The sequence below is a fragment of the Microbacterium sp. MYb64 genome (assembly GCF_002979495.1).
Lineage (GTDB): Bacteria > Actinomycetota > Actinomycetes > Actinomycetales > Microbacteriaceae > Microbacterium > Microbacterium azadirachtae_A.
Window position 1 is genome coordinate 1 of sequence record NZ_PCOW01000022.1, and the last position, 25,455, is coordinate 25,455.

A 25,455-nucleotide genomic window follows, 5' to 3' on the forward strand; every position below is an offset into this window, starting at 1 on the left:
GGTGGGGGGACCACGGGGCGGGGTGGGTTGAGAGGATGGGGGCATGGATGACCTGATCACCGGCGTCGAGCTCCGCAGTCTCCTCGAAGAGGGGGCGGATCTGCGCGTCCTCGACGTGCGCTACCGTCTCGGGTTCACCGACGGGCATGAGAACTACCTCGGCGGGCACCTTCCCGGGGCCGTGTTCGCCGACCTGGAGGCCGAGCTCGCGGGCCACGGGGCGCCCTCGGACGGGCGCCACCCGCTTCCCTCCGACGAGAGCCTCGAGCAGGCCGCCCGGCGATGGGGGATCCGTCAGGGCCAGAGCGTCGTGGTGTACGACGACTCGCGTTCACTGCCGGCATCGCGCGCCTGGTGGGCGCTGCGGCGTGCCGGCATCGCCGATGTGCGGGTCCTCGACGGCGGGCTCGGCGCCTGGCGCGAGGCCGGGGGAGCCGTCGAACAGGGCGAGGTCGTGCCGCCGCTCGGTGACGTCGTGCTGGGTCGCCCTGGAACCGCCGACGTGCTCGGCACCGATGAGGTGGCCGGGTGGACCGGAGTGCTGCTGGACGCGCGGGCGCCGGAGCGGTTCCGCGGCGAGACCGAGCCGATCGACCCGGTCGCAGGTCACATCCCCGGCGCGCGCAACCTGCCCATCGTCGATCTCCTCACCGCCGACGGTCGCTTCCGCAGCCCCTCCGAGATCGTGGCAGCCTTCGAGGCCGTCGGCGCCGGCGAGGAGGTGCCGATCGCGGGGTACTGCGGATCAGGGGTGACCGCGGCGCAGCTCGCGCTCGCCGGGTCGCTCATCGGCCGTGAGGTGACCGTGTACCCGGGATCCTGGAGCGCGTGGTCGAACACCCCCGGCCGCCCGATCGAGGTCGGGCCCGTGCCTGCGGCGGAGGATCCGCTCGAGGAATGAACCCGGCGGCCGTTGTGTCGCCTCAGCGCGAGCGGCCGCGCGGCAAGGTCTCCATCCGCAGATGCAGGAGGGGTGCCGCCGGTCCCCTCGGCGGCACCCCTCCTCGGATCGCTGCGCGCCATCGCTTCCGCGCACATCCCCAGTCCACGGCATCCCCTGGCCGCCGCCCCCGCGATGGCCGCACCGTGTCGATCCGAAGAGGAAGAGCATCGGGCGCCGACCGTGATACATCGAGGTCAGAATCCGTTGCCGTGCGTCTGGAAGGGCGAGAGCACCCCGGTCTGCTCGGTCGCCCGCGCCAGCGCGTGGGCCGGGGCGAGGCCCGCCGCGAGTCCGGCGTGAACGGCGCCGAGGAGCTCGCAGGCATCATCGTCGGCGACGATCACCGGGGTCGCGATGACGGCGTGGGTCCCGGCGTGCAGCCAGATCCGGGTCATGCCGATCGCCTCCCACCCCCAGCGCACCGACGATCGCCCGACCTCGCAGGCCGACAGCAGCACGGTCTCGGGCACTCGCGTCATCCGGTCGATGTCGTAGCCGAACAGGGTCCCGTCACCGAGTTCCAGACCAGAGAACATGGGGTTCCCGTCGGCATGACGCCCATGCGCCGCGATATGAAGCACGCTCACCCGGGCGGACAGCTCCATCGCCGCGCCCACCGTCGCCTCCTGAGGGCTGAGCACTCGAGTCCCCGTCCAGGCCGCCGCGGCGCGGGCGACCTCCTCGGCTCCGCGGGCGACGCGCGGGCCGACCGCGAAGCCGGCGCCCCGGAAGGGAACCTCGCCACGAGCACGCAGCCATTGCGTTGCCGAGTCGGTCAGAGTGAAGACCCGGCCCCGCATCCCCGGCAGCATGCCCCAGGGAACCCCGTTCAGGATCGCCGCTGCCGCGAGCGCGAGGCGACGGTCCCCGATGATCGGGAGGACCGGCGCGAGGAGCGTCTCCGAGAGCACGGCGAGCCGCTCGTCCAGCGCGCGCCGCACGATCCCGCCCATCGACCCGCCGCGGACGGTCGCGGCGACGTCGAGGTCGGCACGCAGTCCCGCCATCGCCTGTCTCGTCTGCGGCCAGCGAGGGATCTCCACCACGCGCGCGTCGTCCGCCGTCACCGCGACCGCGACCAGGCCGTCACGCTGGTAGGCGTACGCGACGAAAGCGGTGTCGTTGTCGAGCGCGGTGCGGAGCTCGTCGAGCGACACTCGTTCGCGGCCGCCGGCGCGGCCGATCGAAGACCATTCGCGCTGTCGCACGCGCTCACTCAACTCGGCAGCGCGCGGGTGTGCGAGCCAGTCGCCGGACACGGTCTCGGAGCGGAGCATTCTCAGCTCGGCGAGGTCCGCAGCCCATTCGGGGTCGGGCGGGGGGCGTAGCGGCACGGTCTGCTGACTCAGCTGCCGCGCCCGCTCCGACCACTCGAACACGACGGCCGGCCGGCGCGAGCGCACCGCCGCGCCGAGCCCGGCATAGAGCAGCCCCGCACCGTGCATGACGAGAGCGGTGGTGAGATCGAGGCTGCCGAACGAGGCCTGCCAGGTGGCGAGCTCGTCCAGTCCGGCGGCCGCGATCCGGCGCGCGGCCCCGTCGTCGCCCACCGCGGCGGCGCGGGCCGCCCGCACCTCCTGCCCCAGCAGGCGCACTTGCAGCGGGGCGCCAGGAGGGACACGGATCCGTGCTCGAGAACCGGAGATCTCGACGTCAGCTTGAGCGTGGTGGCGCTGCCGAGTCAGCCGCAGCGACGCCGCCTCTGTCCGGAGCCGGTGGCGGTGAAGCGCCGCTTCCACGCGGTCGACCTCCTCCTCGCCGGGCGCCCGCAGCCCGGTGGGTCTCCCATCCGCCTCGACCGTCAGGAGGGCGCGCAGTCGGACCGCCTCTGCCCGGACCGCCCACGACGAGCTCCCCACGGCATGGAACCTCCGGGCCGCCGCCGCGGAGATCGCCGCCGCGCGCTCGGGGTCATGGCTCAGCAGAGAGCGCGCGAGGTGGAACTCGGCCTCCGCGCGTGCCTGCCGCATCCGGTGCGCTCCGAATACCCGTATCACCCGCTCGAGGGTGCGCTCCGCATCACGCGTGAGGCCCGCGTCCCGCAACACCTCGGCGCGGTCTCGGTCGCAGATCGCCGCGTTCACGGCGGACGCCGCGCTCAGCACGGCGTGCGCTTCGCCCATCTTCTCCAGGGCGAGCACCAGTTCGCCGGCGAGCAGCGCCGCATAGCCGCGGTTGTGCACTGCCATCGCGCGGGAGATGTCATCTCCCGTCGCCGCGTAGTCCGGCACCGCGCGGTCGAGGTCGGTGATCGCCGGTCCCAGTCGCCCCGCCTGCATGTGCGCCACGCTGCGATTGAGCAGCATCGGTCCCCGGTGCTCCACCTCGTCCCCGATCCCTGCGATGCCGCGATCCAGCAGCACCATCGCCCGCGCCAGATCGCCGCGCTCGAGAGCGACCAGGCCCAGTTGCCCATAGAGCATGGCTGCGGTCGCCACGGACAGCCCAGGCAGGCGCAGCGCCTCCAGGCAGATGGCCTCGGCGGAAGCCCGGTCTCCCTGGCGGATCGTGATCGCGGCGATCGAGCCGGCGATCCTGGCGCGGAGGTTGGGATCCTCGGTGCGCGACCGCGCGCGGAGCAGCTCGCGCCGCGCCGCGGCGTTGCGTCCGGCGTTCAGCTGCGCGCGGCCGCGCCGGTACAGCTCATCCGCCGTCAGCGTCACTTTCACAGCATGGCCCTTCGACGCGCTCTGCGGGAGGGTCTCCTACGCGTGCGAGGCATCCTCCCGAGCGCAGCGGTCGAGCACCGTCTGCACCGCCTGCGAGATCGCGGACGTCGCCCGTGCGGCCGGCACCCCCGAGTCGAGCTCGTGGGCGATCCGCCCGGCCACGATCGGTGCGGCGAACGACGTGCCGCTCCACACCGCGAATCCTCCCGCGAAGTCGTCCAGATCGAGCGTCTCCCGTCGGCGGTCGTCCGCGTCGTCGCGCATGCCGGCCTGCGTTCCGCCGTCGAACGACACGGGCAGCGTCGAGAGCACGGAGACGCCGGCCACGTAGGTCCGCACCCACGGGCCGATGTTCGAGAACAGCGCCACCGAGCGTGCGGAGGGATTCAGCGCGCCGACGGAGACATGAGGTGCGAGGTCGGTCTCGTCGGCCGGGTCGATTCCGGAATCCGGCCCCCAGGCGAACAGGGCCGCGGGTGACGAGGGCCGATCGGTCGCGTCGTTCCCCGCGGAGCACACCACGACGCATCCGCGGCGCCGCACGCGCTGCAGCAGTGCATACAGCTCGCTCTGCGTCTCCTGCGCACCAGGGGACTCATGGAAGAAACCGAAGGAAAGGCTCATCACGTCCAGGTGCAGTGCACCCTTTTCGAGAAGCTCGACGACGCGCCCGAGCGCGCCGAGTAGATCGTTCTCCATGATCGTGCCGCTGCCGTCCGAGACCCGGATCGGCAGGATCTGCGCCTGGGGACATGCCTGCAGCACGAGCCCGGCGATGAACGTGCCATGCCCTGCTACCGGATCCAGATGTCCGTCGAGCGGGTCGCGCAGGGACGGGTGGGACTCGGCGTCGGTCGCCGGATCGCTCAGTCCCAGCGGTTCGCCGGTGAGGCTCATCGGATCGATGAGCACGGGGTCCGCGGGCGGCGGGGTCCCCGGTACGTTTCCGAACCACGGGTGCGCACCGCAGCCGGTGTCCAGCACGGCGACGATGGGGCGCCGTGTTCCGGTAGGCAGCGGGCTGCGGGCGGGGGCCGCGCCGGTCCATGTGACAGGTTGCCTTCCGCCGAAGCCGGGCAAGCCGTAGCTCGAGAGGCCCGCGGGGTTGCCGGTGAACGGATTCCCTGTGAAGGGGTTGCCGGTGAACGGGTTGCCCGTGAACGGGTTCCCGGTGAACGGATTTCCCGTGAACGGGTGGATCCCGAGCAGGTGGTTCAGTGCGAGACCGGGGATGCCGTCATCGCGCGCGGCGACGAGCAGACGCCAGGCGTCGGGGGCGAGAACCGGACGGCCTTCGCGGGCTGCGCCGGCCGAAACGGTGATCCTCAGACGTGTCGACTCCGCGACTCCAGGATGCCGAGCGGGCCGGGTCCGACCCGCAGACGCATCCGGAGCGGCGCCGCGGTCCGCCGTTCCTCGGGGAGCCGGATCGTGGCCGGCGGCTCTCCACGACTCCGGAGACTCTTCGAGACTTTCCGCGGACACGCTCCAGCCGAGCGCCTCCGCGAGAGAGGCCAGCCGTTCGTCGCCGCGTCGCCCCGCTTCGTCCCGTTCGAAGAGGACGGGGCGCACCAGCAGCACGTCCGGCTCGTAGACGGTGGTGTGCGCCTCGGGCCCGTGCGCGGGCTGCAGCGTCATGTCCAGCACCGCTCCGCGGTATCGGGCTGCCCGCTCCCGCTCCCGCCAGCCCGGTCGTGAACGTCGCCGCGGCCTGTGCGCACCGTCGTCATCCCATCCCTCATCGTCACGTGTCATCTGCGTCTCCCGATCGATCGGCGGTCTCGAGTCACACTTCGAACTGCGGGGTGCGGAACTCGGTCGGATCGCCGTCCGTTCCCCGAAGGATCAGCCGCAGCGCCGAAAGGCCCGTCGGCACCGCGTCGAAGGCGAATCGTCCGGGGCCCGAGATCTCGGCGACCCATTCTCGGTCATGCTGTGTCAGGCGGATCGCGAGCACCGCCCCGTCGACCCATCCGTCGATCCGCCGCAGATCCGATTCGGTGGTCGTCACGTGCAGCACGACGCCGGTGGTCCCGTCGCTGAACTGGAGGGTTGCGGTATCGGCCTCGCCGCGAACGGCGATCGAGCCTTCCTGCTCGATCAGTGTCAGCCATGCATACTCACGCCCGAGGTCTTCCGCCGCGACGGCGGCGACCATCCGATCCGCGAGCCCGGCGGGCACCGGATCCTCGACTTCCCACTCGGCCCGCAGCCTCGCGAAGAGAGCCGCGTCGGCCGCGGTTTCCTCAACAGTCATCGTCGTCCTCCCATCCGTCCTGCTCCAGAAGCGCGCGGAGCTTGCCCAGACAGCGCTGCCGCGTCGGCCCTATCGAGCCGATCGGCATGGCGAGATCCTGCGCGATGCGCGCATAGTCCGGCCGTTCCTCGAACGCCACGATGCGCAGCAGTCGCTGGCACCGTGCGTTCAGTGCCTCGACCGCGGACCACAGTGCACTGGCCTCCGTGCTGCGCTGCGCCTGCCGTTCCGCCGACTCGCCGACAGGCAGGTGCGGTTCGAGATGCTCCGCCTCCGTGGGATCCGCACGGCGCTGCAGCCGGCCCACGCGCCACGCCTCCCGGCGGGCGCACATGGTCAGCCATCCCGAGATCGCCCGTGGCTCGGAGATTGCGGCATGCCTGCGCATGAGGGTCATCCACGTGGTCTGCACCACATCCTCGGAGAGCGCGCGGTCGAGCCCGTAGGCGCGTGCGACATGCCACAGCACCGGCGTCATCAGGCGCACGAGCTCGTCCATCGCGCGGGGCTCGCCGTCGCGCCAGCGCAGGAAGAGCGCCGTCGCACGCTCCCACCGGGGCGGATCCGCCCGTGGCGCGGTCCACTCGACGTCTGCATCGCCGGACGCGATCCGATCGCGCCCGAGAGCGCCGCCGAACGTCTCGTCGCGTTCGTCGGACGGCTGTATACGGTCGCCGGTGGCCGTCATGGCGCCCATTGTCTCCACAACAAGCAGGAGAGCGATAGTGGCTCCCTGATACAACTTCGGTCCGCGGATCCGGTGGGATCCGCGGACCGCGGTCAGAGCGCCTCGATGACCTCGCGGAGCACGTCGGGGTCGTACCAGGCGATCTCGCCGCCGGCGAGTGCGTGATAGCGCTCGTGGCCCTTGCCGAGGATCACCACGGTGTCCTCCGGGCGCGCCATCCGCACGGCCGCCGCCATCGCCTCGCGGCGGTCGGCGATCTCGGTGATCTCGACCGTGCTCGAGCGCGCGCCGGCGATCAGTGAGGCGCGGATCTCGGCGGGGTCGTCGTCGTAGGGATTGTCGTCCGTGATGACCAGCACGTCGGCGAACATCGCGGCGAAGCGGCCCATCATGCGGCGCTTGGCCGCGTCGCGGTGGCCGTTCGCGCCGAGCACGGCGATCAGGCGGCCCTCGGGCGTCGTGGTCCTGATGGCCCGCAGTGCCGCGTTGATGGCCTCGGGCTTGTGCGCGGAGTCGACGATCGCGGCGAACGGCTGCCCGAAGTCGAACCGCTGCAGGCGCCCCTCGACGCTCGGCAGAGCGGCGATGCCGGGGGCGAGGTCGGCGAGGTCGCGCCCGGACTCGGTGAGCGCGGCGACGGCGGCCAGGATGTTGTTCACGTTGAACGCGCCGGTCAGCTGCGTCGTGAACCGCACGCGCTCGCCGTCGGGGGAGCGGACCGTGAACGAGGATCCATGCGCGCGCAGCTCGACGTCCTCCGCGCGCCAGTCGGCGGACTCGGATCCGCTCGCCGACGTCGTGCGCACGGGCACCGTCGCCTGCGCGGCGAGGACGCGGCCCCAGTGCGAGTCGATGTCGACGATGCCGATCTTCGCGTGCTCGGGCGTGAGCAGCAGCGCCTTGGCGGCGAAGTAGTCTGCCTGCGTCGGGTGGTAGTCGCGGTGGTCGTGGCCGAGATTCAGGAAGACGCCCGCGTCGAACGCGAAGCCGTCCACGCGGCCCAGGGTGAGGGCGTGGCTGGACGCCTCGACGGCGACCGTGCCGAGCTTCTGCTCGCGCATGACCGCGAAGAGCGCCTGCAGCTCCGGAGCCTCCGGCGTCGTCAGCACGGGCGGGAAGAAGTCGTCGCCCACGGTCGTGCCGATGGATCCGATCGTGCCGGACTGCTGCATGCCCGCGGCGGCCGCCACGTAGAACGCGGTCGTCGTCTTGCCCTGCGTGCCGGTGATGCCGATCGAGGTCATCGACGCCACCGGGTCGCGGTACAGGAACGCGGAGGCGGGGCCCGCGGCGAGGCGCGGATCCTCGACGACGACCGTCGGCACCTCTGAGGGCACGAGGGATGCGCCCTCGGCGTCGGTGAGCACGGCGGTCGCGCCGGCCTCCACGGCCTCCGCCGCGAAGCGGGCGCCGTGCGAGTTCGCCCCTCGGATGCCGAGGAACAGGTCGCCGGTGCGGACGTGGTCGGTGCCCAGCGCGACGCCGGTGAACGCGACATCGGCCCGCTCGGGCGCGGCGACGTCGAGATGCGTCGCGAGGTCGCCGAGCGTGGCGCGGAAGGTCTCGGCGGGGCGGGAATCCAGGCGCGGGGCGGGGTAGTTCGACACGGAGGGCATGACCGTCCGAGTCTACCGGGGGTTCCTTCGGCCCCTTCCGTCATCTCGGCCGCGCTCTCGTCGCCGGCGACGCGGCGGCCCTTGTCCCGGGAGCGCACGAAATGCCTCGCGCCCGTGCGTCGAAGTTGCCAAGAAGAGGAGTTTCAGGCACCCTGAGATCCGGGCCGCCGCAACCACCCTCACACAGACCCGACCACGACGGTCGGACAAGGAGTCCAATGATGAACGCCTCACGCACCACCTCGTCCTTCTCCCGGCGCGGTTTCCTCGGCCTCGCCGGCACCGCGGCGATCCTGCCGGTCCTCGCGGCGTGCGCACCCGGGGGCGGAAGCGGCGGCGGGTCGAGCGCCCCGCTGAAGTTCTGGGACATGCCCTGGGGGCAGCCGGGCTACAACGTCGCCGCCAAGAAGCTCGTCGAGGGCTATGCCCCGAAGAGCGGCCTGCCCAAGGCGAGCTACCAGACGATCCAGTGGAACAACTTCTCCCAGACCTTCTCGTCGGCGATCGCGTCGAAGACGGGGCCGGCGGTGAGTACGGGCGGAGGTTTCCAGGCTTTCCAGTTCTCCGACCAGGGCGCCATCGCGTACGCCGACGACCTCATCGACGCGATGAAGAAGAGCGGTCAGCTCGACGACTTCCTGCCGGGGACGATCGAGTCGATGAAGACGGACAAGGGCTACGTCGCCGTTCCGTGGCAGCTCGACATGCGCGTCATGTGGTACCGGAAGTCGCTGCTGGAGAAGGCGGGCGCCGAGGTGCCCACCGACTGGGACTCCTTCCGGGAGACGAGCAAGGCGCTCGCGAAGATCGGCGTGTTCGGGTTCGGCGTGGGGGCCGGTGCCGGCAACAACTTCGCCAACCACGCGATGGTCGCGATGATGATCGGCAACGGCGGCGGCATGTTCGACGCCGAGGGCAAGCCGGACCTCGTCACCGACCGCAACATCGAGGCGATGGAGTTCATCCGCGAGCTCGTCTCGCTCGGTGCCGTGGATCCAGCCGCGGTCAGCTACACGAGCGACAACCTCACGACGCAGTGGAAGACGAACAAGATCGGCATGGGGTGGAACACCGCGGGCCTGCCGGCATCGATCGGCGACACCGGTGACATCCTGGTGACCAGCCCGCTCGCAGGCCCGCACGGCGACACGGCAACGCTCGCCTTCGGCAACAACATCATGATGTACACGAACACCCCGTCTCAGGAGGCGTCCGAGGCGTTCCTGACCTGGTATCTCAAGAGCATGAAGGCGCTCTGGGATCAGAACGTCATCCCGGCGCTTCCCGTGCTCCGCTCGATCGCCGAGTCGGAGAACTTCAAGAAGAACACCCAGGCAGACAAGATCATCCGCGAGTGGCAGCCCGTCTCGAAGACCTTCGGCGCGACCTCGGCGGCGCTCTTCGGCGCTCTGGCCGCGATCGACGGCGGCCAGGCGATCACGCAGTTCAGCCAGACGATGCTGCAGGGCAAGACCGACGCCAAGGCGGCGCTGCAGACGTTCCAGACCGCGATCGAGGCGGTGGTCAAGTAGGAGCCCGGTCGGGCGGGGAGACGACCATGACCACGACACAGACCGTGGCGCAGCGGCTGCGGCGCGCATCGTCCGGCCTCGGGGCGTCCGGCGCGGGCCGGGATCCGCGGCGCGGCGGAAGCAGGATCGTCCTGCAGACCCGGCGGACCTACTCGGCGCTCATCGCGCCGTCCGTCATCCTGCTGCTGCTGATCAACGCGTATCCCTTCGTGTACGCGGCGTTCCAGTCCGCGCATCAGGGCAGTCTGCTCGATACCGGGCCGTTCGTGGGATTCGACAACTACGCGCAGGTGCTCGGCTCTCCCGCCTTCTGGAGGGCGGCAGGATTCACCCTCGTGTTCACGCTGGTGGGCGTCTTCGGATCCTGGGCGGTGGGGCTCGGATTCGCGTTGCTGCTGCGCACGCGGATCCCGGCGTCCGGCGCCTTCAAGGTGCTCCTGCTGCTGCCCTGGGTCGTGCCGATCGTGGTGTCCTCGACGGCGTGGAACTGGCTCGTCGCCACGCCCCAGAGCCCCGTGCCGACGCTCCTCCGCACCGTCGGGTTCGGAGAGGTCCTGCTCCTCGCCGACCCGATGTGGGCCGCGATCACGGTGTGCGTGTTCAAGGTGTGGATCAGCTTCCCGTTCATGATGCTGATGTCGAGCGCGGCGCTGGCCGCGGTCGACGGCACGGTCTACGAGGCCTCGGGGATGGACGGGGCGAACCGGTGGCAGCAATTCGTGCACATCACCCTGCCGTTGATCGCACGCTCGACGTACATCAGCTGGATCCTGATGACCATCTTCTGCGTCAACGACTTCCCGACCATCTACCTGCTCACCGCGGGCGGGCCCGTCGACGCGACGACCTCGCTCACGGTCCTCGCGTATCGCACCGTGTTCCAGGACTTCCAGGTCGGTCCCGGGGTCGCGATCGCGTTCATCATGACGATCGCGCTGGTGATCGTCTCCGTCGTCCTGTACCGCCAGATCCGGAAGTCGAGCGTCGAATCATGAGCAGTGTCCTGCACACGCACCCGGTCGAGGGTGCGGCTCCGGGGGAGCGCGGCCGGCGGCGCGCGCCTCGACCCGTGTCCGAGGCCGCGCTCCGCGGACGCTGGTGGCGGTTCCTGATCCTCTCGGTGCTGACTCTGCTGATCCTCGTGCCCGTCATCGCGACGTTGTTGCTCTCGCTGACGCCCAGCACGACGAGCACGCAGACCAGCGGGCTGACCATCGACAACTTCTTCGTCGTGCTCACGCAGACGCTGACGCCGACCTGGATGGTGAACAGCCTGATCACCACGCTCGCCACGGTCGTGGTGTCGGTCGCGGTCGCCGCACCCGCGGGGTACGTCCTGTCCCGCGGGCGCAGCAGGCTCGTCTCCGGATACTCGCTGCTGCTGTTCGTGATCCAGTCGCTGCCGGTGATCGTGTCGGTGATCCCGCTCTTCATCCTGTTCGCCGGGCTCGGCCTGGTCGACAACCTCGCGGGGCTGACCATCGTCTACGTCGGCGCCGGTCTCTCGGTCGCGACCTGGATGATGGCCGCGTACTTCGACTCGATCCCGATCAGCCTCGAGGAGGCCGCCTGGATCGACGGCGCCTCGGTGTTCGGCAGCTTCACCCGGGTGGTGCTGCGCAACAGTCTGCCCGGCGTGCTCTCGACCGCGATCTTCTCGTTCCTGCTGGCCTGGAACGACTATCTCGTCGCGATCGTCTTCCTGCGCACCGACACCACGTTCACCCTGCCGATGGGAGTGCAGTCCTTCTTCCAGCAGAACGCCACCGACTGGGGCTCCGTCATGGCGGTCTCCGTGATCATGATGGCGCCGCCGGTGATCGTCTTCGCCGCGCTGAACCGGTACTTCAGCGTCGGCGGCATCGGAGGCGCGCTCGCGGGCCGCTGACGCTCACGCGTTCCGCATGAACTCCTCGGCCGCGCGCACCTGCTCGTCGCTCGGGCGGATCCCCGTGTACAGCACGAACTGCTCGAGCGCCTGCAGGGTCGCCACGGCGGATCCCGTGATCACGGTCTTGCCTGCGGCCCGCCCCGCACGCACGAGAGGCGTCTCGGCGGGGAGGGCCACGACGTCGAAGACCACGGCGGCGGCGTCGATCGCCGAAGGCGGGAACGACAGTGCCTCGGCCTCGGCGCCGCCCGCCATGCCGATCGGGGTCACGTTCACGAGCACATCAGCGCTGCGATCGGCGACGTCTGCGGCCCAGCCGAAGCCGTACAGCCCGGCGAGCGCCCGGCCGGCCTCCTCGTTGCGGGCCACGATCGTGACGTCCGCGAAGCCCGCATCCCGGAACGCGGCCGCGGTCGCCTTGGCCATCCCGCCGGATCCGCGCAGCAGCACGGACGACGCCGGATCCAGCGAATGGCGCGCGATGAGCTGCGCGATCGCCGAGTAGTCGGTGTTGTAGGCGGTGAGCACGCCGTCCTCGTTCACGATCGTGTTGACGGAGTCGATCGCGGTGGCGGACGGATCCATCCGGTCGACGAGTGCGATCACGTCCTCCTTGTACGGCATCGAGATCGCGCAGCCGCGGATCCCGAGGCCCCGCACCCCGGCGATCGCCTGGGCGAGGTCGGTCGGGGCGAAGGCCTTGTAGATCCAGTTCAGTCCAAGGGCCTCATAGAGGTGGTTGTGGAACCGGGTGCCGTTGTTGCTCGGTCGCGCGGAGAGCGAGATGCACAGCGTCATGTCTTTGTTCAGGATCGGCACGGGATCAGATTACCGAGCGCACCTGTTTCGAACTCAGTCGATTCCGGGGGCCGCGAGGGAATCTGAGGCCCGGGGCCCCAATATCGACTGAGTTCGAGACGCGAGAGAGCTCAGACCGTGGCGAACTCCTTCGCCGTGGTGGTCTCCGTGCCCGCGGTCGCGAGGGCAAGAGCCTGTTCGAGGTCGGCGAGGATGTCGGCGGGGTCCTCGATGCCGATCGACAGGCGGACCGTCGTCGCGCCGATGCCGGCGGCGGCACGCTGCGCGGCGTTCAGGTGCGAGTGCGTCATCGATGCGGGGTGCGAGACGAGCGACCGTGCGTCGCCGATGTTCGCGACGAGGCGCACGACCCTCAAGCCGTCCACGAACCGCTCCACGCGCTCCTGGTCCAGGGTTTCGTCGCCCGCGGAGACCAGGTCGATTGAGAACACCGAGGGGATCCCGCGGGGGAGATAGCGCGCGGCGAGGTCGTGCCACGGGTTGCCGGCGAGGCCGGGGTGGTGCACGGCGGAGACCGCGGGGTGCGCGGCGAGGGCCTCGGCGATCGCCTGGGCCGACGCGCTCTGCCGGGAGACGCGCAGATCGAGCGTCTCGATGCCCTGCAGGATCTGGTGCGCGTTGAACGGCGAGAGGGAGGGGCCGAGGTCGTGCACGTACTTGGCCTTCACGAGCGCTCCGAAGGCGAAGCCCTGCCCGAACCGCTCCCAGAGCGACTGCGGCCCGAACCGGTCGTGCGCGGCGGTGAACTGCGGCCAGCGCGCGGAGTCGGCGCCGAAGTCGAAGGATCCGAGGTCGACAGCGACGCCGCCGAGAGAGGTGCCATGGCCGCTCAGGAACTTCGTGGCGGAGTGCACCACGAAGTCGGCGCCGTGCTCGCCGGGACGGATCAGGTACGGGGTGCCGACCGTGCTGTCGATCACGAGGGGGACGCCCGCGGCGTGCGCGATTTCGGCGACCGTGCGGATGTCGAGAACCTGGGCGAGCGGGTTCGCGACGGACTCCGCGAAGAACAGCCGGGTGCGTTCGTTCGCCGCCGCGCGCCAGGCCTCCGGGTTGTCCTGGTCGACGAAGGTCACCGTGATCCCGAAGTCGTCGAGGGTGTCCTGCAGCAGGTCGACCGTGCCGCCGTAGAGCCGGTCGGCGGCGACGACATGACCGCCGCGGCCCGCGAGCGCGAGGATCGTGACGGCGACCGCGGCCTGCCCGCTGGCGACGGCGATCGCGGAGACGCCGCCCTCGAGCGCCGTGACGCGCTCCTCGAGCAACTGCTGCGTGGGGCTGGCGTTGCGGCTGTAGATGTTGCCCGCGCGACGCAGCGCGAACAGGTCGCGCGCCTCGGCGAGGGACCCGAACTCGTAGGCGGCCGATTGGTACAGCGGGGGCACGGCCGTGTTCTGCGGCGTTCCCGCGACGTACGCCGCCTGCACCTGCTTCGTGGCGAAACGGGTGTCGGGGGCGGAGGCGGCGGGAACGGTCACGCACCCATCCTCGGGCGCGCGGGCCCGATCCGCCGGGATGTTTCCGTCTGTTGCGGATCCGGCGGGGGTCAGGGGCGCAGGACGATCTTGCCGCGCGCGGCGTGCGTCTCGATGAGGCGGTGCGCCTCGGCGGCTTCGGCGAGCGGCAGCTCGGGGCCGAACTCGACCGAGAAGCGGCCCTCGGCGATGAGCCCGAGGGCCACGGGCACGGCCTCGGCGCGCCATGCGAGCTCCTGCGCGGTCAGAGGCACGGGGCTTCCGCCGCTGAACGCGCGGATGCCGAACGACGCCGCATCGGGTCCGCGCACGATCGTGGCGATCCGGTCGCGGTCGGCGACGAGGGCGAGGGATGCGGCGATGGCCTCGTCCGTGCCGGCCCCGTCCAGCGCCACGGTGATCTCGCGATCGCCCGCGGCATCGCGGATCCGCTGCTCGAGGCCCTCGCCGTAGACGACCGGGATCGCACCCAGCGCGCGCAGGCGCTCCCGCGACGACTCCCCGCCGGTGGCGATGACCTCGGCGCCCCATGCGACGGCGAATTGGATCGCGGCCTGTCCGACGGCGCCGGATCCGGCGTGCAGGAGTAGCAGGTCGCCCTCGCCGACGCCGAGCGAGCGCAGCGACTGGTAGGCGGTGCCTGCGGGGATCCCGAGCGCGGCGCCCTGAGCGGCGTCGACCTCGACCGGCATCACGGCGGCGTGCGCGGCCGGCACCGCGAGCGCGGTCGCGTACGTGCCACGGGTGTCCCGGATGGCGACGCGATCGCCGACCCGCAGGTCGGCGACGCCGGATCCGATCGCGGTCACGACGCCCGCGCCGTCGAAGCCCTGGTGTCGCGGTTCCGTGATCGGAGGGAGCGGGCGGAAGCCGCTGCGCTGCTTGACGTCGATCGGGTTCACGCCTGCCGCCTCGATGCGCACGACGACCTCGCCGGCCGCGGGGATCGGATCCGGCACCTCCACGAGGGTGAGGACCTCGGGTCCGCCGGTCTCGGTCTGCACGATCGCCTGAGCCATGGCTCCAGGCTACGTCGGGTCGGAGGGGGCGGGGCGCGTCCGCGGCTCGGCCACGGGGCCGCCGGCGTCGCCGACCGGGGTGGCAGGGCGGATCGAGAGCAGCACCACCGAGGCGCCGATGAGGGCGAGTCCGATCCAGCCCGCCGGCGTCAGGCGCTCGCCCACGACCAGCACTGCGAGCACGGTCGCGGCGGCGGGCTCGAGGAGCGTGATCGTCGTCGCCGTACCCGCCCCGATCCTGGCCAGTCCGAGCCCGAACAGCACGTAGCCGAGGAACATCGGCACGAGCGCCATGTACGCCGCGACGGCGAAGGCCGAGCCCGAGGCCAGCAGGGGAGCCCCGGTCGCGAGGAGCACCGGCATCAGCAGCAGTCCACCAAGGCCGAAGACCGAGCCCATCGCGGCCGCGCGGGGGATGCCGCCCGTCATGAGAGCCGCCGCGGCCCAGGAATAGGCCGCGTACGTGACGCCGGCGACGAGACCGAGCAGGATCCCGAACACGGTGCCCGCAGGGTCGCCCTGCGCGTCGCCGAGCCTCGCGGCGCACAGCAGCACGCTCCCGGCGATGCCGAGTGCAGCGGCGATCCACCAGCGGGCGCCGAGGCGTCGGTCGTCGAGCACCCGCTCCATGACGCCGGCGGCGAGGGGAGCGGAGGCGAGGGACACGACCGTGCCGACCGCGACCCCGGCGAGGTGCATCGAGCTGTAGAAAGCGAGCGGATACACTGCGACCGACAGGCCGCCGACCGCCACGATCCGCCACCGCGCGCGCAGCTGCGGTGCTGCCCTTCGCAGTGCCCGTGGGGCGATCAGCGCCTGCAGGATTCCGCCGATGCCGAGCGCGGCCGCGCCGATCGCCAGCGGCCCCGCGCTCGGCGCGAACGTGGCTGCGGTGCCGGTCGTGCCCCAGAGCAGCGCGGCCGCGGCCGCCGCGAGCACGCCGATCGTATGCCCGCGGTGCGGGGCCGCGGGGGTCGCGTGCGCCATGGTGCTCAGGGTAGCGGCGCCCCGTTCGCGCGGGAGTGTCCCAGTTCTGGTGCCGGATCCGATGTTCCCGGCGCCGAAAGTGGGACAGGGTACGGGCAGAAGTGGGACACGGTACGGCCCGAAGTGGGACGCGGCACGGCCGAACCGGGACACGGGGCCACCACGGCAGCGCCGGCGACCCGTGCTGAGGTCACTTCTCCGCGAGGGCCTTCATGATGCGCTGTGGGGAGACCGGCTGCGCGGTGCCCAGGCGCTGCGCGAAGAGGCTCACGCGGTACTCCTCGAGAAGCCAGCGCACCTCGACGAGTCGGGGTGCGGATCCGGCGGGCAGCGGGATCGCGCCTCCGGCATCGGCGTAGGCCTTGGCCATGCGCTCGTACTCGCTCTGCCGGGTGCGGTCCTTGCCCGGCGCGTCCGCCAGGGTGCGCAGCCGATCCAGGATGCCGTCGAGGTAGCGCGGGAACTGGGCGAGGCGCTCGGCGCCCGCGCCCGAGATGAAGCCGTTCGGCAGCAGGCCGGCGAGCTGGCCGCGGATGTCGCCCAACGGCCCGAGCAGCGCGAGGGAGTTCTGTCCCTTCATCCCGCGCTCGACCTCGCGCGCCTTCGTGAGGATCTTCGCGACGAGCGACACGAGCGCGAACAGCTCGTCCACGACGATCGCGGAGACCCCGTCGCGCACGCGGGCGAACTCGGCCTCGGTGCGCACGATCCCCACGGTCGCCGAGCCGGTCGAGGGACCGGTCATCCGGTCGATCGCGGCCCGTGCGACGGCCGCGCGCGCATCCTCGACGAGCGCAGCGACGTTCGGGTACGGGGAAGCGGCGAGCGCGAGCTTCTCCGGACTCGTCAGGTGCTGCTGCACATAGGAGGCGGGGGAGGGGATCCCGAGGAGCACCAGCCGCAGCACGCCGTCGCGGGTCGCTGCGAGCGCCGCCTCGGCGGTCGCCTCGACCCGCAGCGCGACGGACTTGCCCTGGTCGACGAGCGCGGGATAGCCGCGCACCACGCCGCCGGCCACCCGGGTGTCCAGCACCTCCGGAAGCTCGCCGAGGTCCCAGGTGGTGATGCCGTCGCGCTCCGTCGGGGCCCCAGGAGAGGCGGCCGCGACGGTTGCGGCGCCGCGCCCTCGTCCGGGGCGGGCGGGCTCGGGGCCTCGCTCGATCGAGCGGGCCACGCTCGCGCGGGAACGATCCGCGAGCTCGTGCTGCAGCACGGTCAGATCCCGCCCCGACCCGACGACGCGACCGCGCTCGTCGACCGCACGGAAGTTCATCCGGAGGTGCGCGGACACGCGCTCCATGTCGAAGTCCGCGGCGGACATCGGCTGATTCGCGAGCGGCTGGATGAGCCGCGCGAGCGCCTCGCGCAGGCTCCGCGAGGGGACGCCCTGATGCGACTCCGGCCCGTCGGTCGCGAGCTCGGCACCGAAGGTGTCGGCCCAGTCCGCGGCGGGGACCACATGCCGGCGGATCGCCTTCGGCAGTGCGCGCAGCAGCGCCGTCACGAGCTCTGCGCGCAACCCCGGCACCTGCCAGTCGAATCCGGTGTCCCGCACCTGCTGCAGCAGCGCGAGCGGGATGACGACGCTCACGCCGTCGTCCACGGCTCCCGGCTCGAAGCGGTACGCGAGGCCCAGCACCTGGTCCGCCTGCGTCCACCGCGTGGGGAAGTCCTGCTGATCGGCCCGGTCGGCATCGTCGAGCAGGTCGCCCTCGCGCATCACGAGCAGCTTCGGCGTCGCCGTGAGGGCGTCGCGCCACCACGCCTCGAACGAGCGCACGTCGAACACGTCGTTCGGGATCCGCTCGTCGTAGAACCGGAACACGGCCTCGTCGCCGACGAGGATGTCGCGGCGCCGCTCGCGCTCCTCGAGCTTCTCGAGGCGACGGCGCAACTCGGCGTTGCTGCGCCAGAACGCGGAGACGCGCTTGTCGATGCGGCTCGGATCCCACTCGCCCTCGACCAGCGCGTGCCGCAGGAAGAGCTCGCGGGCGGCGGGCCGGTCGATGCGGGCGAACTGCACGCGCCGGCGCGCCACGATCTCCACGCCGAACAGCGTGACCTTCTCGAAGGCGACCGCGGCCCCGGACTCCTTGGACCAGTGCGGTTCGGAGACCTGCCGCTTGGCGAGGTCTCCGGCGAGCGCCTCCGCCCAGGCGGGGTCGATCGCCGCGGCGGTGCGCGCGAACGTGCGGGAGGTCTCCACGATCTCCGCCGCCATGACGGCGCGCGGCGCCCCGGTCCCTGAGGCTCTCGAAGGGCGCAGCGCGGAGCCGGGGAAGAGGGAGAACCGGATCCCGCGGGCACCGCGGTACTCCGCGATGCGGCGCTTCTGGTCCTTCTGCCCGCCCTTCGTCGGCGGGCCCTTCGTGAGGTTGCGCTCGTCGAGGATGCCGATCTGGCTGAGCAGCCCCGCGAGGAGAGCCCGGTGCACCGCATCCGGATCCGCGGCCTCCGTCGAGGCGTCGCGGCCGGTCTTCACGAGCGTGCGCAGCTGCCGGTGCACGTCGAACCATTCGCGCACCCGCACGTAGTTCAGGTGCTCCGAGCGGCAGAGCCGGCGGAACGCGCTGGACCCGAGTTCCTTCTGCTGCTCGCGCAGATGGTTCCACAGGTTCAGGATCGACAGGAAGTCGCTCGTCGGATCCGCGAACCGCGCGTGCATCCGCTCCGCCTCGTCGCGCACACCCTGCGGCGCGTCGGCCGACGGGCGCTCGCGCACGTCCTGGATCGACAGCCCCGCCGCGATCGCGAGAACCGGTCCGATGACGCCGGTGGCAGAGCCCGCCGCGCTCCCAGAGCCTGTCGAAGGGCGGCTCGCCTCGACGAGCATGCGGGCGAAGCGCGGGTCGATCGGCATGCGCGCGATGTCGCGCCCGATCCGGGTGAGGCGCGGGGCCTCGGTGCCGGTCCCCGCCGAGGGGCGGCCCGGCTGCACCGCGCCGAGCTCGACCAGCAGATCGATCGCCGACTTCACGTCGCGCGAACCCGGGGGAGTGAGGAAGGGGAACTCCGCGATGTCGCCGAAGCCCAGGCTCAGCATCTGCAGCACGACGGATGCCAGCGAGGTGCGCAGGATCTCGGGTTCGGTGTACTCCGGCCGCTTCTCGAAGTCATCCTCGCCATAGAGCCGGATCGCGATGCCGGCGCTCGTGCGGCCGGCGCGGCCGGAGCGCTGGTTCGCGGACGCCTGCGACACCGCCTCGATCGGCAGCTGCTGCACCTTCGAGCGGTTGCTGTAGCGCGAGATGCGGGCCGTGCCCGTGTCGATCACGTACTTGATGCCGGGCACGGTGAGGCTCGTCTCGGCGACGTTCGTGGCCAGGATCACCCGACGCCGCAGCCCCGCCACGGTCGACGGTTCGAACACCCGGTGCTGCTCGGCGGCCGAGAGGCGCCCGTACAGCGGGAGCACCTCGACCGGCGCTGTCTGGGAGCGGTACGCGCCCCGGATCGCGTCGGCGGCGTCCCGGATCTCGGCCTCGCCGGGCAGGAACACCAGCACGTCGCCGCGCTCCTCGCGGTCGAGCTCGCGCAGCGCGGTCACGATCGCCGTGACCTCGTCCTCGGGCTCGGACTCGGCGCGCCTCTTCGGTCCCTGAGCTTGTCGAAGGGCCTTCGTGGATCCGGGCCCTTCGACAAGCTCAGGGACCGGATCCACGAGGGGCCGGTAGCGGATCTCGACGGGATAGGTCCGTCCCGAGACCTCGACCACGGGCGCGGGCTCGCCATCGGCATCGGCGAAGTGCTTGGCGAAGCTGTGCGGGTCGATCGTCGCCGAGGTGATGACGACCTTGAGGTCGGGGCGCTCGGGGAGGATCCGGTGCAGGTAGCCGAGGAGGAAGTCGACGTTGAGGGAGCGCTCGTGCGCCTCGTCGATGATGATGGCGTCGTAGCGGCGCAGCAGCCGGTCGCGGTGGATCTCGTTGAGCAGGATGCCGTCGGTCATGAGCGCGATCCGGGTCTCCTCGGAGACCTGATCGGTGAAGCGCACCTTGTAGCCGACGAGTCCGCCGAGGGGCACCCGCAGCTCCTCCGCCACGCGCTCGGCGATCGTGCGGGCCGCGAGGCGGCGCGGCTGGGTGTGCGCGATGCGCTCCCGGCCGAGCTCGAGCAGGATCTTCGGAAGCTGGGTCGTCTTCCCGGATCCGGTCGCACCCGCGACGACAACCACCTGATGGTCGCGGATCGCCGCGGCGATCTCGTCGCGCGCGGCACTGACCGGGAGTTCCGGCGGGTAGGAGATCACGGGCGCAGACATAGCCCTCCAGCCTATCGCGGGAGAGCGGAGCGCGTCAGGGCTTCGTCGCGTCGCGACCAGCCGGGATACTGAGGCATCATGAGCACACCCGTCATCCTCGACTGCGATCCCGGCCACGACGACGTCTTCGCGATCTGGCTCGCCGCCGCGAACCCCGCGATCGACCTGCGCGCCCTCACCACCGTGGGCGGCAACGGGCTGCTGGAGTTCACCACGCGCAACGCCCGCATCGCGTGCACGGTCGCGGGCATCGAGGGCGTGCCGATCGCCGCAGGCGCGGCAGGGCCGATCCACGGACGCCTGCACCCCGCGGAGCAGATCCACGGCGCCAACGCGCTCGGCGGTCCTGAGCTGCCGGAGCCGACCGTCCCGGAGGATCCGCGTGACGCGCTGACGCTCATGCGCGCGGTGCTCGAGGAGTCCGAGGAGCCGGTCACGATCGTCGCCACCGGGCCGCTCACCAACGTCGGCCTGCTGGTGCGCGACCACGCCGACCTGCTGCCGCGCATCGCCCGCGTCGTCTGGATGGGCGGATCGACCGGCCGCGGCAACGCGACCCCGTACGCGGAGTTCAACGCCTGGACCGACCCGGAGGCGATCGCCCTCGTGCTGGAGAGCGGCGTGGACTTCACGATGGTGGGGCTGAACATCTCGCACCAGGCGCTCATCACCCGAGAGGTGCGGGAGCGGATCCGCCGTATCGGCACCCGCACCGCGGCGTTCGGCGCCGAGCTGCTCGAGTTCTTCTGCGCCACCTACGAGATCGCCGAGCACATGCCCGACGGGCCGCTGCACGACCCGATCACTGTCGCGATGCTCATCGATCCGGCCGTCGCGACGACCGTGCGCGCCAGGCTGGACGTCGAGACGGAGGGCGTCTTCACGCGCGGCGCCACGAGCGTGGACCTCCTCGGCGTTCTCGGCACCGCGCCCAACGCGACGATCGCGATGGATCTCGACCTCGAGCGGTTCTGGGCGCTCATCGAAGAAGCGGTCGGCACCCTCGCCTGAGAGATGCCGACCGCCTCGCGGGGATCAGAGGTCTGCGCGGATCAGAAGTGTGTTCCGCCGTCGATGCGCACCTCGGTGCCCGTGATGAAGGCGCCGTCGGCGCTCGCGAGCATCGCGACCACGCCGGCCACGGACTCGGGGCCGGCGAAGCCCTGACCGATGGCCGGAGCGAGCTTCATGAACAGGCTCATGTCGGCGTCCTCCGGAAGACCAGGCCCCCGGCTCTGCCCGCTCTGGCCGGATCCGTCGGTCATCCCCGAGGAGATCGACCCCGGCTGCACGGCGGTGAAGCGGATTCCCTGCTTGGCGTACTCCGCCGCCAGCGCGTGGGTCATCGACTGCACGCCGCCCTTGCTCGCCGCATAGGCGGCCATGTACGGGTGCGCGAACATCGCGGAGGTGGAGCTGAAGTTCACCACGGCGGCGTCGTTGCCCGCGAGCAGCGCGGGGATCGCCTCGCGGATCATCAGGAAGGTGCCGACGAGGTTCACCTGGATGACCTGCTGGAACTGGTCGAGCGTGGTCTCGGCGGTGTGCGAGGAACGAAGGATGCCCGCGGCGTTCACGAGCACGTCCAGGCCGCCGAGGGCCTCGACCGCGGCGGCGACGCCCGCCTTCACGGAGGCCTCGTCGCCGATGTTGACCTCGATCGCGGTGAGGCGATCGGCGGCATCTCCCGCCTTCGCGACGGTGTCCGCGAGACCGGCGGCACTCACGTCGGCCGCCACGACGTGCCCGCCTTCGGCGAGCATGCGCAGCACGGTGGCCTGACCGATGCCGGATCCGCCGCCGGTGACCAGAGCGCGGCGACCTTCATAGCGGTTCATGTCGAATCCTTCTTCCTTGGAAGTCCTGTTGTGTCGAAGTGGCACAACGTGTCATATTGACACACAACACCATGAAACGGAAGATATTCCCGTACTCTCGGATCATGCAGAACCGCACCGGACTCATGTCGCGCCGCAAGGCGGCGACCGCCGGCGAGATCGCGACGGAGGCGGCGCGCCTGTTCTCCGAGCGCGGTGTCGCTCAGGTGACGGCGGCCGAGATCGCGGAAGCCTCCGGAGTCTCGCTGCGCACGTTCTACCGCTACTTCCCGACGAAGGAGGATGCGGTCGCTCCGGTGCTCGAGATCGGCGCTGCGCGCTGGCAGGCCGCGCTCGAAGAGGCGGAGGAGGAGCCCGCAGCGGCGATCCCCGCGGTGCTCGCCGCGCAGCTCACTCCGGAGACGCCCGAGGACGCCGAGGGCCTCGCCCGCATGCGCCCGCTGCTGCGCGCGCTCGCCGAGGACCGGGAGCTCAGGGCCGTGTGGCACCGGGTGAACCACGAGTCCGAGGAGCGCCTCGTCGCGCTCATCTCGGAACGCGGCGAGCGGGACCGGCTCGCTGCGCGGGTGCTCGCGGCGGCGGCGACGGAGGCGATCCGGATCGGGCTGGAGGAGTGGTCGCGCTCCACGGCAGGGGTACGCGGAAGCGGATCCCCGGCGGCGCTCGCCGCCCGGGCGTATGCCGCGCTTGCGCCGAAGCGCTGAGCGCTTGTCCCGCACGGATCGGCACGAAGGCGCCGGCCCGCGGTCCCGTGCGGGAACCTAGGCTGGAACCATGACGATCCCCGGAATCCTGCTCAACGACGGCCACACGATCCCTCAGCTCGGCTACGGAGTCTTCAAAGTCGATCCGGTCGACACCGAGCGCGCGGTCAGCGAAGCCCTCGAGATCGGGTACCGCCACATCGACACGGCGGCGATCTACGGCAACGAGGCGGGCGTCGGAGCGGCGATCGCGAAGAGCGGCATCCCGCGCGACGAGCTGTTCGTGACCACCAAGCTGTGGAACGACCGCCACGACGGCGACGCCCCCGATGCGGCGATCGCGGAGAGCCTGGAGAAGCTCGGCCTCGACCACGTCGACCTCTACCTCGTGCACTGGCCGACCCCCGCCAAGGACAACTACGTGCACGCCTGGGAGAAGGTCGTCGAGATCCGCGACCGGGGCCTTGCCCGTTCGGCCGGCGTTTCGAACTTCCTCGTGCCGCACCTGGAGCGCATCGTCGCCGAGACCGGCGTCACCCCCGCGGTCGACCAGATCGAGCTGCACCCCGCCTACCAGCAGCGCGACGTGGGCTCCTGGGCGCGCGATCACGACGTGAAGATCGAGGCCTGGGGCCCGCTCGGCCAGGGCAAGTACGACCTGTTCGGCATCCCGGCCGTCGCGGACGCCGCGGCGGCGCACGGCAAGAGCCCGGCGCAGGTCGTGCTGCGCTGGCACCTGCAGAAGGGCAACATCGTCTTCCCGAAGTCGGTGCGCGCCGAGCGCCTGCGGGAGAACCTCGACGTCTTCGACTTCGCGCTGAGCGACGTCGAGTTCGCAGCGATCTCGGCCCTCGATCCGGGCGACGGCTCCGGTCGCGTGGCCTCGCACCCGGACGAGGTCAACTGACCTTCGTGAGCCCGCCCGGCGTAGCGTGAAGCCATGAGCAATCGCCTCGCCGGCACCGGCAGCCCATACCTGCGCGCGCACGCCGACAACCCCGTGGACTGGTATCCCTGGGGCGAGGAGGCGTTCGCCGAGGCCCGCCGCAGGGACGTGCCGGTGATGATCTCGGTCGGGTACTCCACCTGCCATTGGTGCCACGTCATGGCGCGGGAGTCGTTCCAAGATCCGGCCACCGCCGAGGGGTTGAACCGCGGCTTCGTGTCGATCAAGGTCGACCGGGAGGAGCATCCCGAGGTCGACGCCGCGTACATGGCGGCGGCTTCGGCGTTCACGCGCGATCTGGGCTGGCCGCTCACCGTCTTCGCGACGCCGTCCGGACGGGCCTTCCACGCGGGCACGTACTTCCCGCCCGTGGCGCGAGGGCAGATGCCGGCGTTCGGCACCGTGCTCGCCGCTGTCCGAGAAGCGTGGACCGACCGTCGCACGGAGGTCGAGGATCTCGCCGGCGCGGTGGCCGACGCCCTGGAGTCCTCGGACGCGGCGGATCCCTCGCCGCTGCCCGATGAGGCCGCGCTCGCCGCGGCCGCGGACGAGATCGTCGGCCGGGAGGACCGGCGGTACGGCGGCTTCGGCACCGCGCCGAAGTTCCCCGTCGCCACGACCCTGCGATTCCTGCAGACGGAAGGGCGCACCGACGTCGTGGCGCGGGCACTCGACGCGATGGCCGCGTCCGAGCTGCGCGACGAGGACGGCGGCTTCTTCCGCTACGCCACGCAGCAGGACTGGTCCGTGCCGCACTACGAGCGCATGCTGATCGACAACGCGCAGCTGCTGGACGTGGCGATCGATGCGGAGCGCCCTGACGTGGCGCGCGGCATCGCGCAGTTCCTGATCACCGTGCTGCAGCGCACGGATGGCGGGTTCGGCGCCGCGCAGGACTCCGAGTCCGTGATCGACGGGCAGCGCAGCGAGGGCGGCTACTACCGCCGCCCGGTGGCCGCGCGGGCCGGGCTGCAGCCGCCGGCCGTCGACGGCAAGGTCATCACGGGTTGGAACGGGCTCGCGATCGGCGCCCTCGCGCGCGCCGGCGCGGTGCTCGGCGAGCGGGCCTGGATCGACGCCGCGGTCCGTGCCGCCGAGACCGTGCTGGCCGTGAACCGCGATGCGGCAGGGCGCCTCGTGCGCACGTCGCTGGACGGTGCGCCCTCAGCCGCCGTCGCGACGGACGCCGACCTCGGACTGCTCGCGGACGGGCTGTTCGCCCTCGCCCTTGCCGCGGGGGATGCGCGCTGGGCGACGCGGGCGCTCGAGGTGCTCGCCGCGGATGCGGAGGCCGACCCGGTGCTCGCCGCCTACGCGATCCCCGGGGCCGCGGACGGCGGCGACGGCGACCTTCCCTCCGGTGCGTCCGCACGCGCGGCCGCCGAACTCACCGCGTGGCGGCTCGGGGCGGGGGAGGAGCACCGCGAGCGGGCCGCCGCCCTCGTCGCCGCGCGCACAGGCCAGGCGCTGCGCCACCCGTTCGGATCCGGTGCGCTGCTGCGGGCCGCGGCGGGGCTCGCCCGCGCGCCGCGGCAGATCGTCGCCGTGACCTCGGAGCCGCACGGAGCGCTCGCGATCGCCGCGCGCGCCGCCGACGCCGACCTCACCGCAGTGCTGAATCCGGAGCAGGTGCGGGCCTTCGCCGACGCGGGCTTCACGCTGTTCGAGGAACGCGACAGGGCCGACGGGGTCGTGCACGACTGCCGGGGCTTCATCTGCCTGCTGCCGGTCTCGGATCCCGCGCTCGTCTCCGTCGCACGCTGACCGTCGAATCCGCGCCTGCTGTACATTCTGACCAGGCAGAGTGCGC

General features: G+C 71.6%; 19 protein-coding genes. 8 read left to right on the forward strand and 11 right to left on the reverse strand.

What is annotated here, in order from left to right:
- Window positions 1–43: 43 nt before the first annotated feature.
- Window positions 44–901: a sulfurtransferase gene (locus CQ044_RS16060; RefSeq protein WP_105689392.1), complete on the forward strand. Its 858-nt coding sequence runs from the start codon at window positions 44–46 to the stop codon at window positions 899–901.
- Between the two features lie 236 nt (window positions 902–1,137).
- Here the strand turns inward: CQ044_RS16060 and CQ044_RS16065 are convergent, their stop codons facing one another.
- The 5 genes from CQ044_RS16065 to CQ044_RS16085 all read right to left on the reverse strand — a co-directional run bounded on the left by CQ044_RS16065 (window position 1,138) and on the right by CQ044_RS16085 (window position 8,173).
- Window positions 1,138–3,606, reverse strand: coding sequence for a CHAT domain-containing protein (locus tag CQ044_RS16065; RefSeq protein WP_258133346.1), 2,469 nt, complete (start codon window positions 3,604–3,606; stop codon window positions 1,138–1,140).
- A gap of 42 nt (window positions 3,607–3,648) precedes the next feature.
- Window positions 3,649–5,250: a S8 family serine peptidase gene (locus tag CQ044_RS19890; RefSeq protein WP_105689393.1), complete on the reverse strand. Its 1,602-nt coding sequence runs from the start codon at window positions 5,248–5,250 to the stop codon at window positions 3,649–3,651.
- 148 nt (window positions 5,251–5,398) lie between these two features.
- A complete protein-coding gene (locus CQ044_RS16075) occupies window positions 5,399–5,794 on the reverse strand; it encodes a hypothetical protein (RefSeq protein WP_258133347.1) in 396 nt (131 codons plus the stop codon).
- 64 nt (window positions 5,795–5,858) lie between these two features.
- Entirely contained in the window at window positions 5,859–6,557 is a 699-nt protein-coding gene (locus CQ044_RS16080; RefSeq protein WP_105689432.1) for an RNA polymerase sigma factor, read from the reverse strand.
- Between the two features lie 92 nt (window positions 6,558–6,649).
- A complete protein-coding gene (locus tag CQ044_RS16085; RefSeq protein ID WP_105689395.1) occupies window positions 6,650–8,173 on the reverse strand; it encodes a UDP-N-acetylmuramoyl-L-alanyl-D-glutamate--2,6-diaminopimelate ligase in 1,524 nt (507 codons plus the stop codon).
- A 221-nt stretch (window positions 8,174–8,394) separates the two neighbouring features.
- On the opposite strand from CQ044_RS16085, the gene CQ044_RS16090 reads away from it, so the two are divergent.
- From CQ044_RS16090 to CQ044_RS16100, 3 genes are read left to right on the forward strand one after another with little or no spacing between them, the layout of a single operon-like run.
- On the forward strand, window positions 8,395–9,705 hold the full coding sequence (locus CQ044_RS16090; RefSeq protein ID WP_105689433.1) for an ABC transporter substrate-binding protein: 1,311 nt from the start codon (window positions 8,395–8,397) through the stop codon (window positions 9,703–9,705).
- 26 nt (window positions 9,706–9,731) lie between these two features.
- The gene (locus tag CQ044_RS16095; RefSeq protein WP_105689396.1) at window positions 9,732–10,700 is read left to right on the forward strand and encodes a carbohydrate ABC transporter permease; all 969 of its coding nucleotides are present in this window, start codon (window positions 9,732–9,734) and stop codon (window positions 10,698–10,700) included.
- Window positions 10,697–11,593, forward strand: a complete 897-nt coding sequence (locus CQ044_RS16100; protein WP_105689397.1) for a carbohydrate ABC transporter permease — start codon at window positions 10,697–10,699, stop codon at window positions 11,591–11,593. The genes CQ044_RS16095 and CQ044_RS16100 overlap by 4 nt, the downstream gene beginning before the upstream one ends.
- Window positions 11,594–11,596: 3 nt before the next feature.
- Here CQ044_RS16100 and CQ044_RS16105 read toward each other — a convergent pair whose 3' ends face one another.
- The 5 genes from CQ044_RS16105 to hrpA all read right to left on the reverse strand — a co-directional run bounded on the left by CQ044_RS16105 (window position 11,597) and on the right by hrpA (window position 20,157).
- Window positions 11,597–12,415: a shikimate 5-dehydrogenase gene (locus tag CQ044_RS16105; RefSeq protein WP_258133348.1), complete on the reverse strand. Its 819-nt coding sequence runs from the start codon at window positions 12,413–12,415 to the stop codon at window positions 11,597–11,599.
- 110 nt (window positions 12,416–12,525) lie between these two features.
- Window positions 12,526–13,893: an O-acetylhomoserine aminocarboxypropyltransferase/cysteine synthase family protein gene (locus CQ044_RS16110; protein ID WP_105689398.1), complete on the reverse strand. Its 1,368-nt coding sequence runs from the start codon at window positions 13,891–13,893 to the stop codon at window positions 12,526–12,528.
- Between the two features lie 68 nt (window positions 13,894–13,961).
- Window positions 13,962–14,909, reverse strand: coding sequence for an NADP-dependent oxidoreductase (locus CQ044_RS16115; protein ID WP_105689399.1), 948 nt, complete (start codon window positions 14,907–14,909; stop codon window positions 13,962–13,964).
- Between the two features lie 9 nt (window positions 14,910–14,918).
- Window positions 14,919–15,896: an EamA family transporter gene (locus CQ044_RS16120; RefSeq protein ID WP_105689400.1), complete on the reverse strand. Its 978-nt coding sequence runs from the start codon at window positions 15,894–15,896 to the stop codon at window positions 14,919–14,921.
- Window positions 15,897–16,086: 190 nt separating this feature from the next.
- Window positions 16,087–20,157: an ATP-dependent RNA helicase HrpA gene (gene hrpA, locus CQ044_RS16125; RefSeq protein WP_105689401.1), complete on the reverse strand. Its 4,071-nt coding sequence runs from the start codon at window positions 20,155–20,157 to the stop codon at window positions 16,087–16,089.
- Between the two features lie 78 nt (window positions 20,158–20,235).
- Between hrpA and CQ044_RS16130 the strand changes: the two genes are divergently transcribed.
- Window positions 20,236–21,168, forward strand: a complete 933-nt coding sequence (locus CQ044_RS16130; protein ID WP_105689402.1) for a nucleoside hydrolase — start codon at window positions 20,236–20,238, stop codon at window positions 21,166–21,168.
- Window positions 21,169–21,209: 41 nt separating this feature from the next.
- On the opposite strand, the gene CQ044_RS16135 is transcribed toward CQ044_RS16130, so the two are convergent.
- Window positions 21,210–21,995, reverse strand: coding sequence for an SDR family NAD(P)-dependent oxidoreductase (locus CQ044_RS16135; protein ID WP_105689403.1), 786 nt, complete (start codon window positions 21,993–21,995; stop codon window positions 21,210–21,212).
- A gap of 104 nt (window positions 21,996–22,099) precedes the next feature.
- Between CQ044_RS16135 and CQ044_RS16140 the strand changes: the two genes are divergently transcribed.
- From CQ044_RS16140 to CQ044_RS16150, 3 genes are all read left to right on the forward strand, one after another.
- Entirely contained in the window at window positions 22,100–22,699 is a 600-nt protein-coding gene (locus tag CQ044_RS16140) for a TetR/AcrR family transcriptional regulator (RefSeq protein ID WP_105689404.1), read from the forward strand.
- Window positions 22,700–22,769: 70 nt separating this feature from the next.
- Window positions 22,770–23,606, forward strand: coding sequence for an aldo/keto reductase (locus CQ044_RS16145; protein ID WP_105689405.1), 837 nt, complete (start codon window positions 22,770–22,772; stop codon window positions 23,604–23,606).
- 33 nt (window positions 23,607–23,639) lie between these two features.
- Complete coding sequence (locus CQ044_RS16150) at window positions 23,640–25,409, forward strand: thioredoxin domain-containing protein (protein ID WP_105689406.1); 1,770 nt, start codon at window positions 23,640–23,642, stop codon at window positions 25,407–25,409.
- Window positions 25,410–25,455: the final 46 nt, after the last annotated feature.

Coding starts and splice junctions, on each gene's coding strand:
- CQ044_RS16095 (WP_105689396.1), top strand. CDS start 9,732: ATGACCACGACACAGACCGTGGCGCAGCGGCTGCGGCGCGCATCGTCC.
- CQ044_RS16085 (WP_105689395.1), bottom strand. CDS start 8,173: ATGCCCTCCGTGTCGAACTACCCCGCCCCGCGCCTGGATTCCCGCCCC.
- CQ044_RS16130 (WP_105689402.1), top strand. CDS start 20,236: ATGAGCACACCCGTCATCCTCGACTGCGATCCCGGCCACGACGACGTC.
- CQ044_RS16115 (WP_105689399.1), bottom strand. CDS start 14,909: ATGGCTCAGGCGATCGTGCAGACCGAGACCGGCGGACCCGAGGTCCTC.
- CQ044_RS16090 (WP_105689433.1), top strand. CDS start 8,395: ATGAACGCCTCACGCACCACCTCGTCCTTCTCCCGGCGCGGTTTCCTC.
- CQ044_RS16145 (WP_105689405.1), top strand. CDS start 22,770: ATGACGATCCCCGGAATCCTGCTCAACGACGGCCACACGATCCCTCAG.
- hrpA (WP_105689401.1), bottom strand. CDS start 20,157: ATGTCTGCGCCCGTGATCTCCTACCCGCCGGAACTCCCGGTCAGTGCC.
- CQ044_RS16060 (WP_105689392.1), top strand. CDS start 44: ATGGATGACCTGATCACCGGCGTCGAGCTCCGCAGTCTCCTCGAAGAG.
- CQ044_RS16150 (WP_105689406.1), top strand. CDS start 23,640: ATGAGCAATCGCCTCGCCGGCACCGGCAGCCCATACCTGCGCGCGCAC.
- CQ044_RS16080 (WP_105689432.1), bottom strand. CDS start 6,557: ATGACGGCCACCGGCGACCGTATACAGCCGTCCGACGAACGCGACGAG.
- CQ044_RS16100 (WP_105689397.1), top strand. CDS start 10,697: ATGAGCAGTGTCCTGCACACGCACCCGGTCGAGGGTGCGGCTCCGGGG.
- CQ044_RS16140 (WP_105689404.1), top strand. CDS start 22,100: ATGCAGAACCGCACCGGACTCATGTCGCGCCGCAAGGCGGCGACCGCC.
- CQ044_RS16120 (WP_105689400.1), bottom strand. CDS start 15,896: ATGGCGCACGCGACCCCCGCGGCCCCGCACCGCGGGCATACGATCGGC.
- CQ044_RS16135 (WP_105689403.1), bottom strand. CDS start 21,995: ATGAACCGCTATGAAGGTCGCCGCGCTCTGGTCACCGGCGGCGGATCC.
- CQ044_RS19890 (WP_105689393.1), bottom strand. CDS start 5,250: ATGACGCTGCAGCCCGCGCACGGGCCCGAGGCGCACACCACCGTCTAC.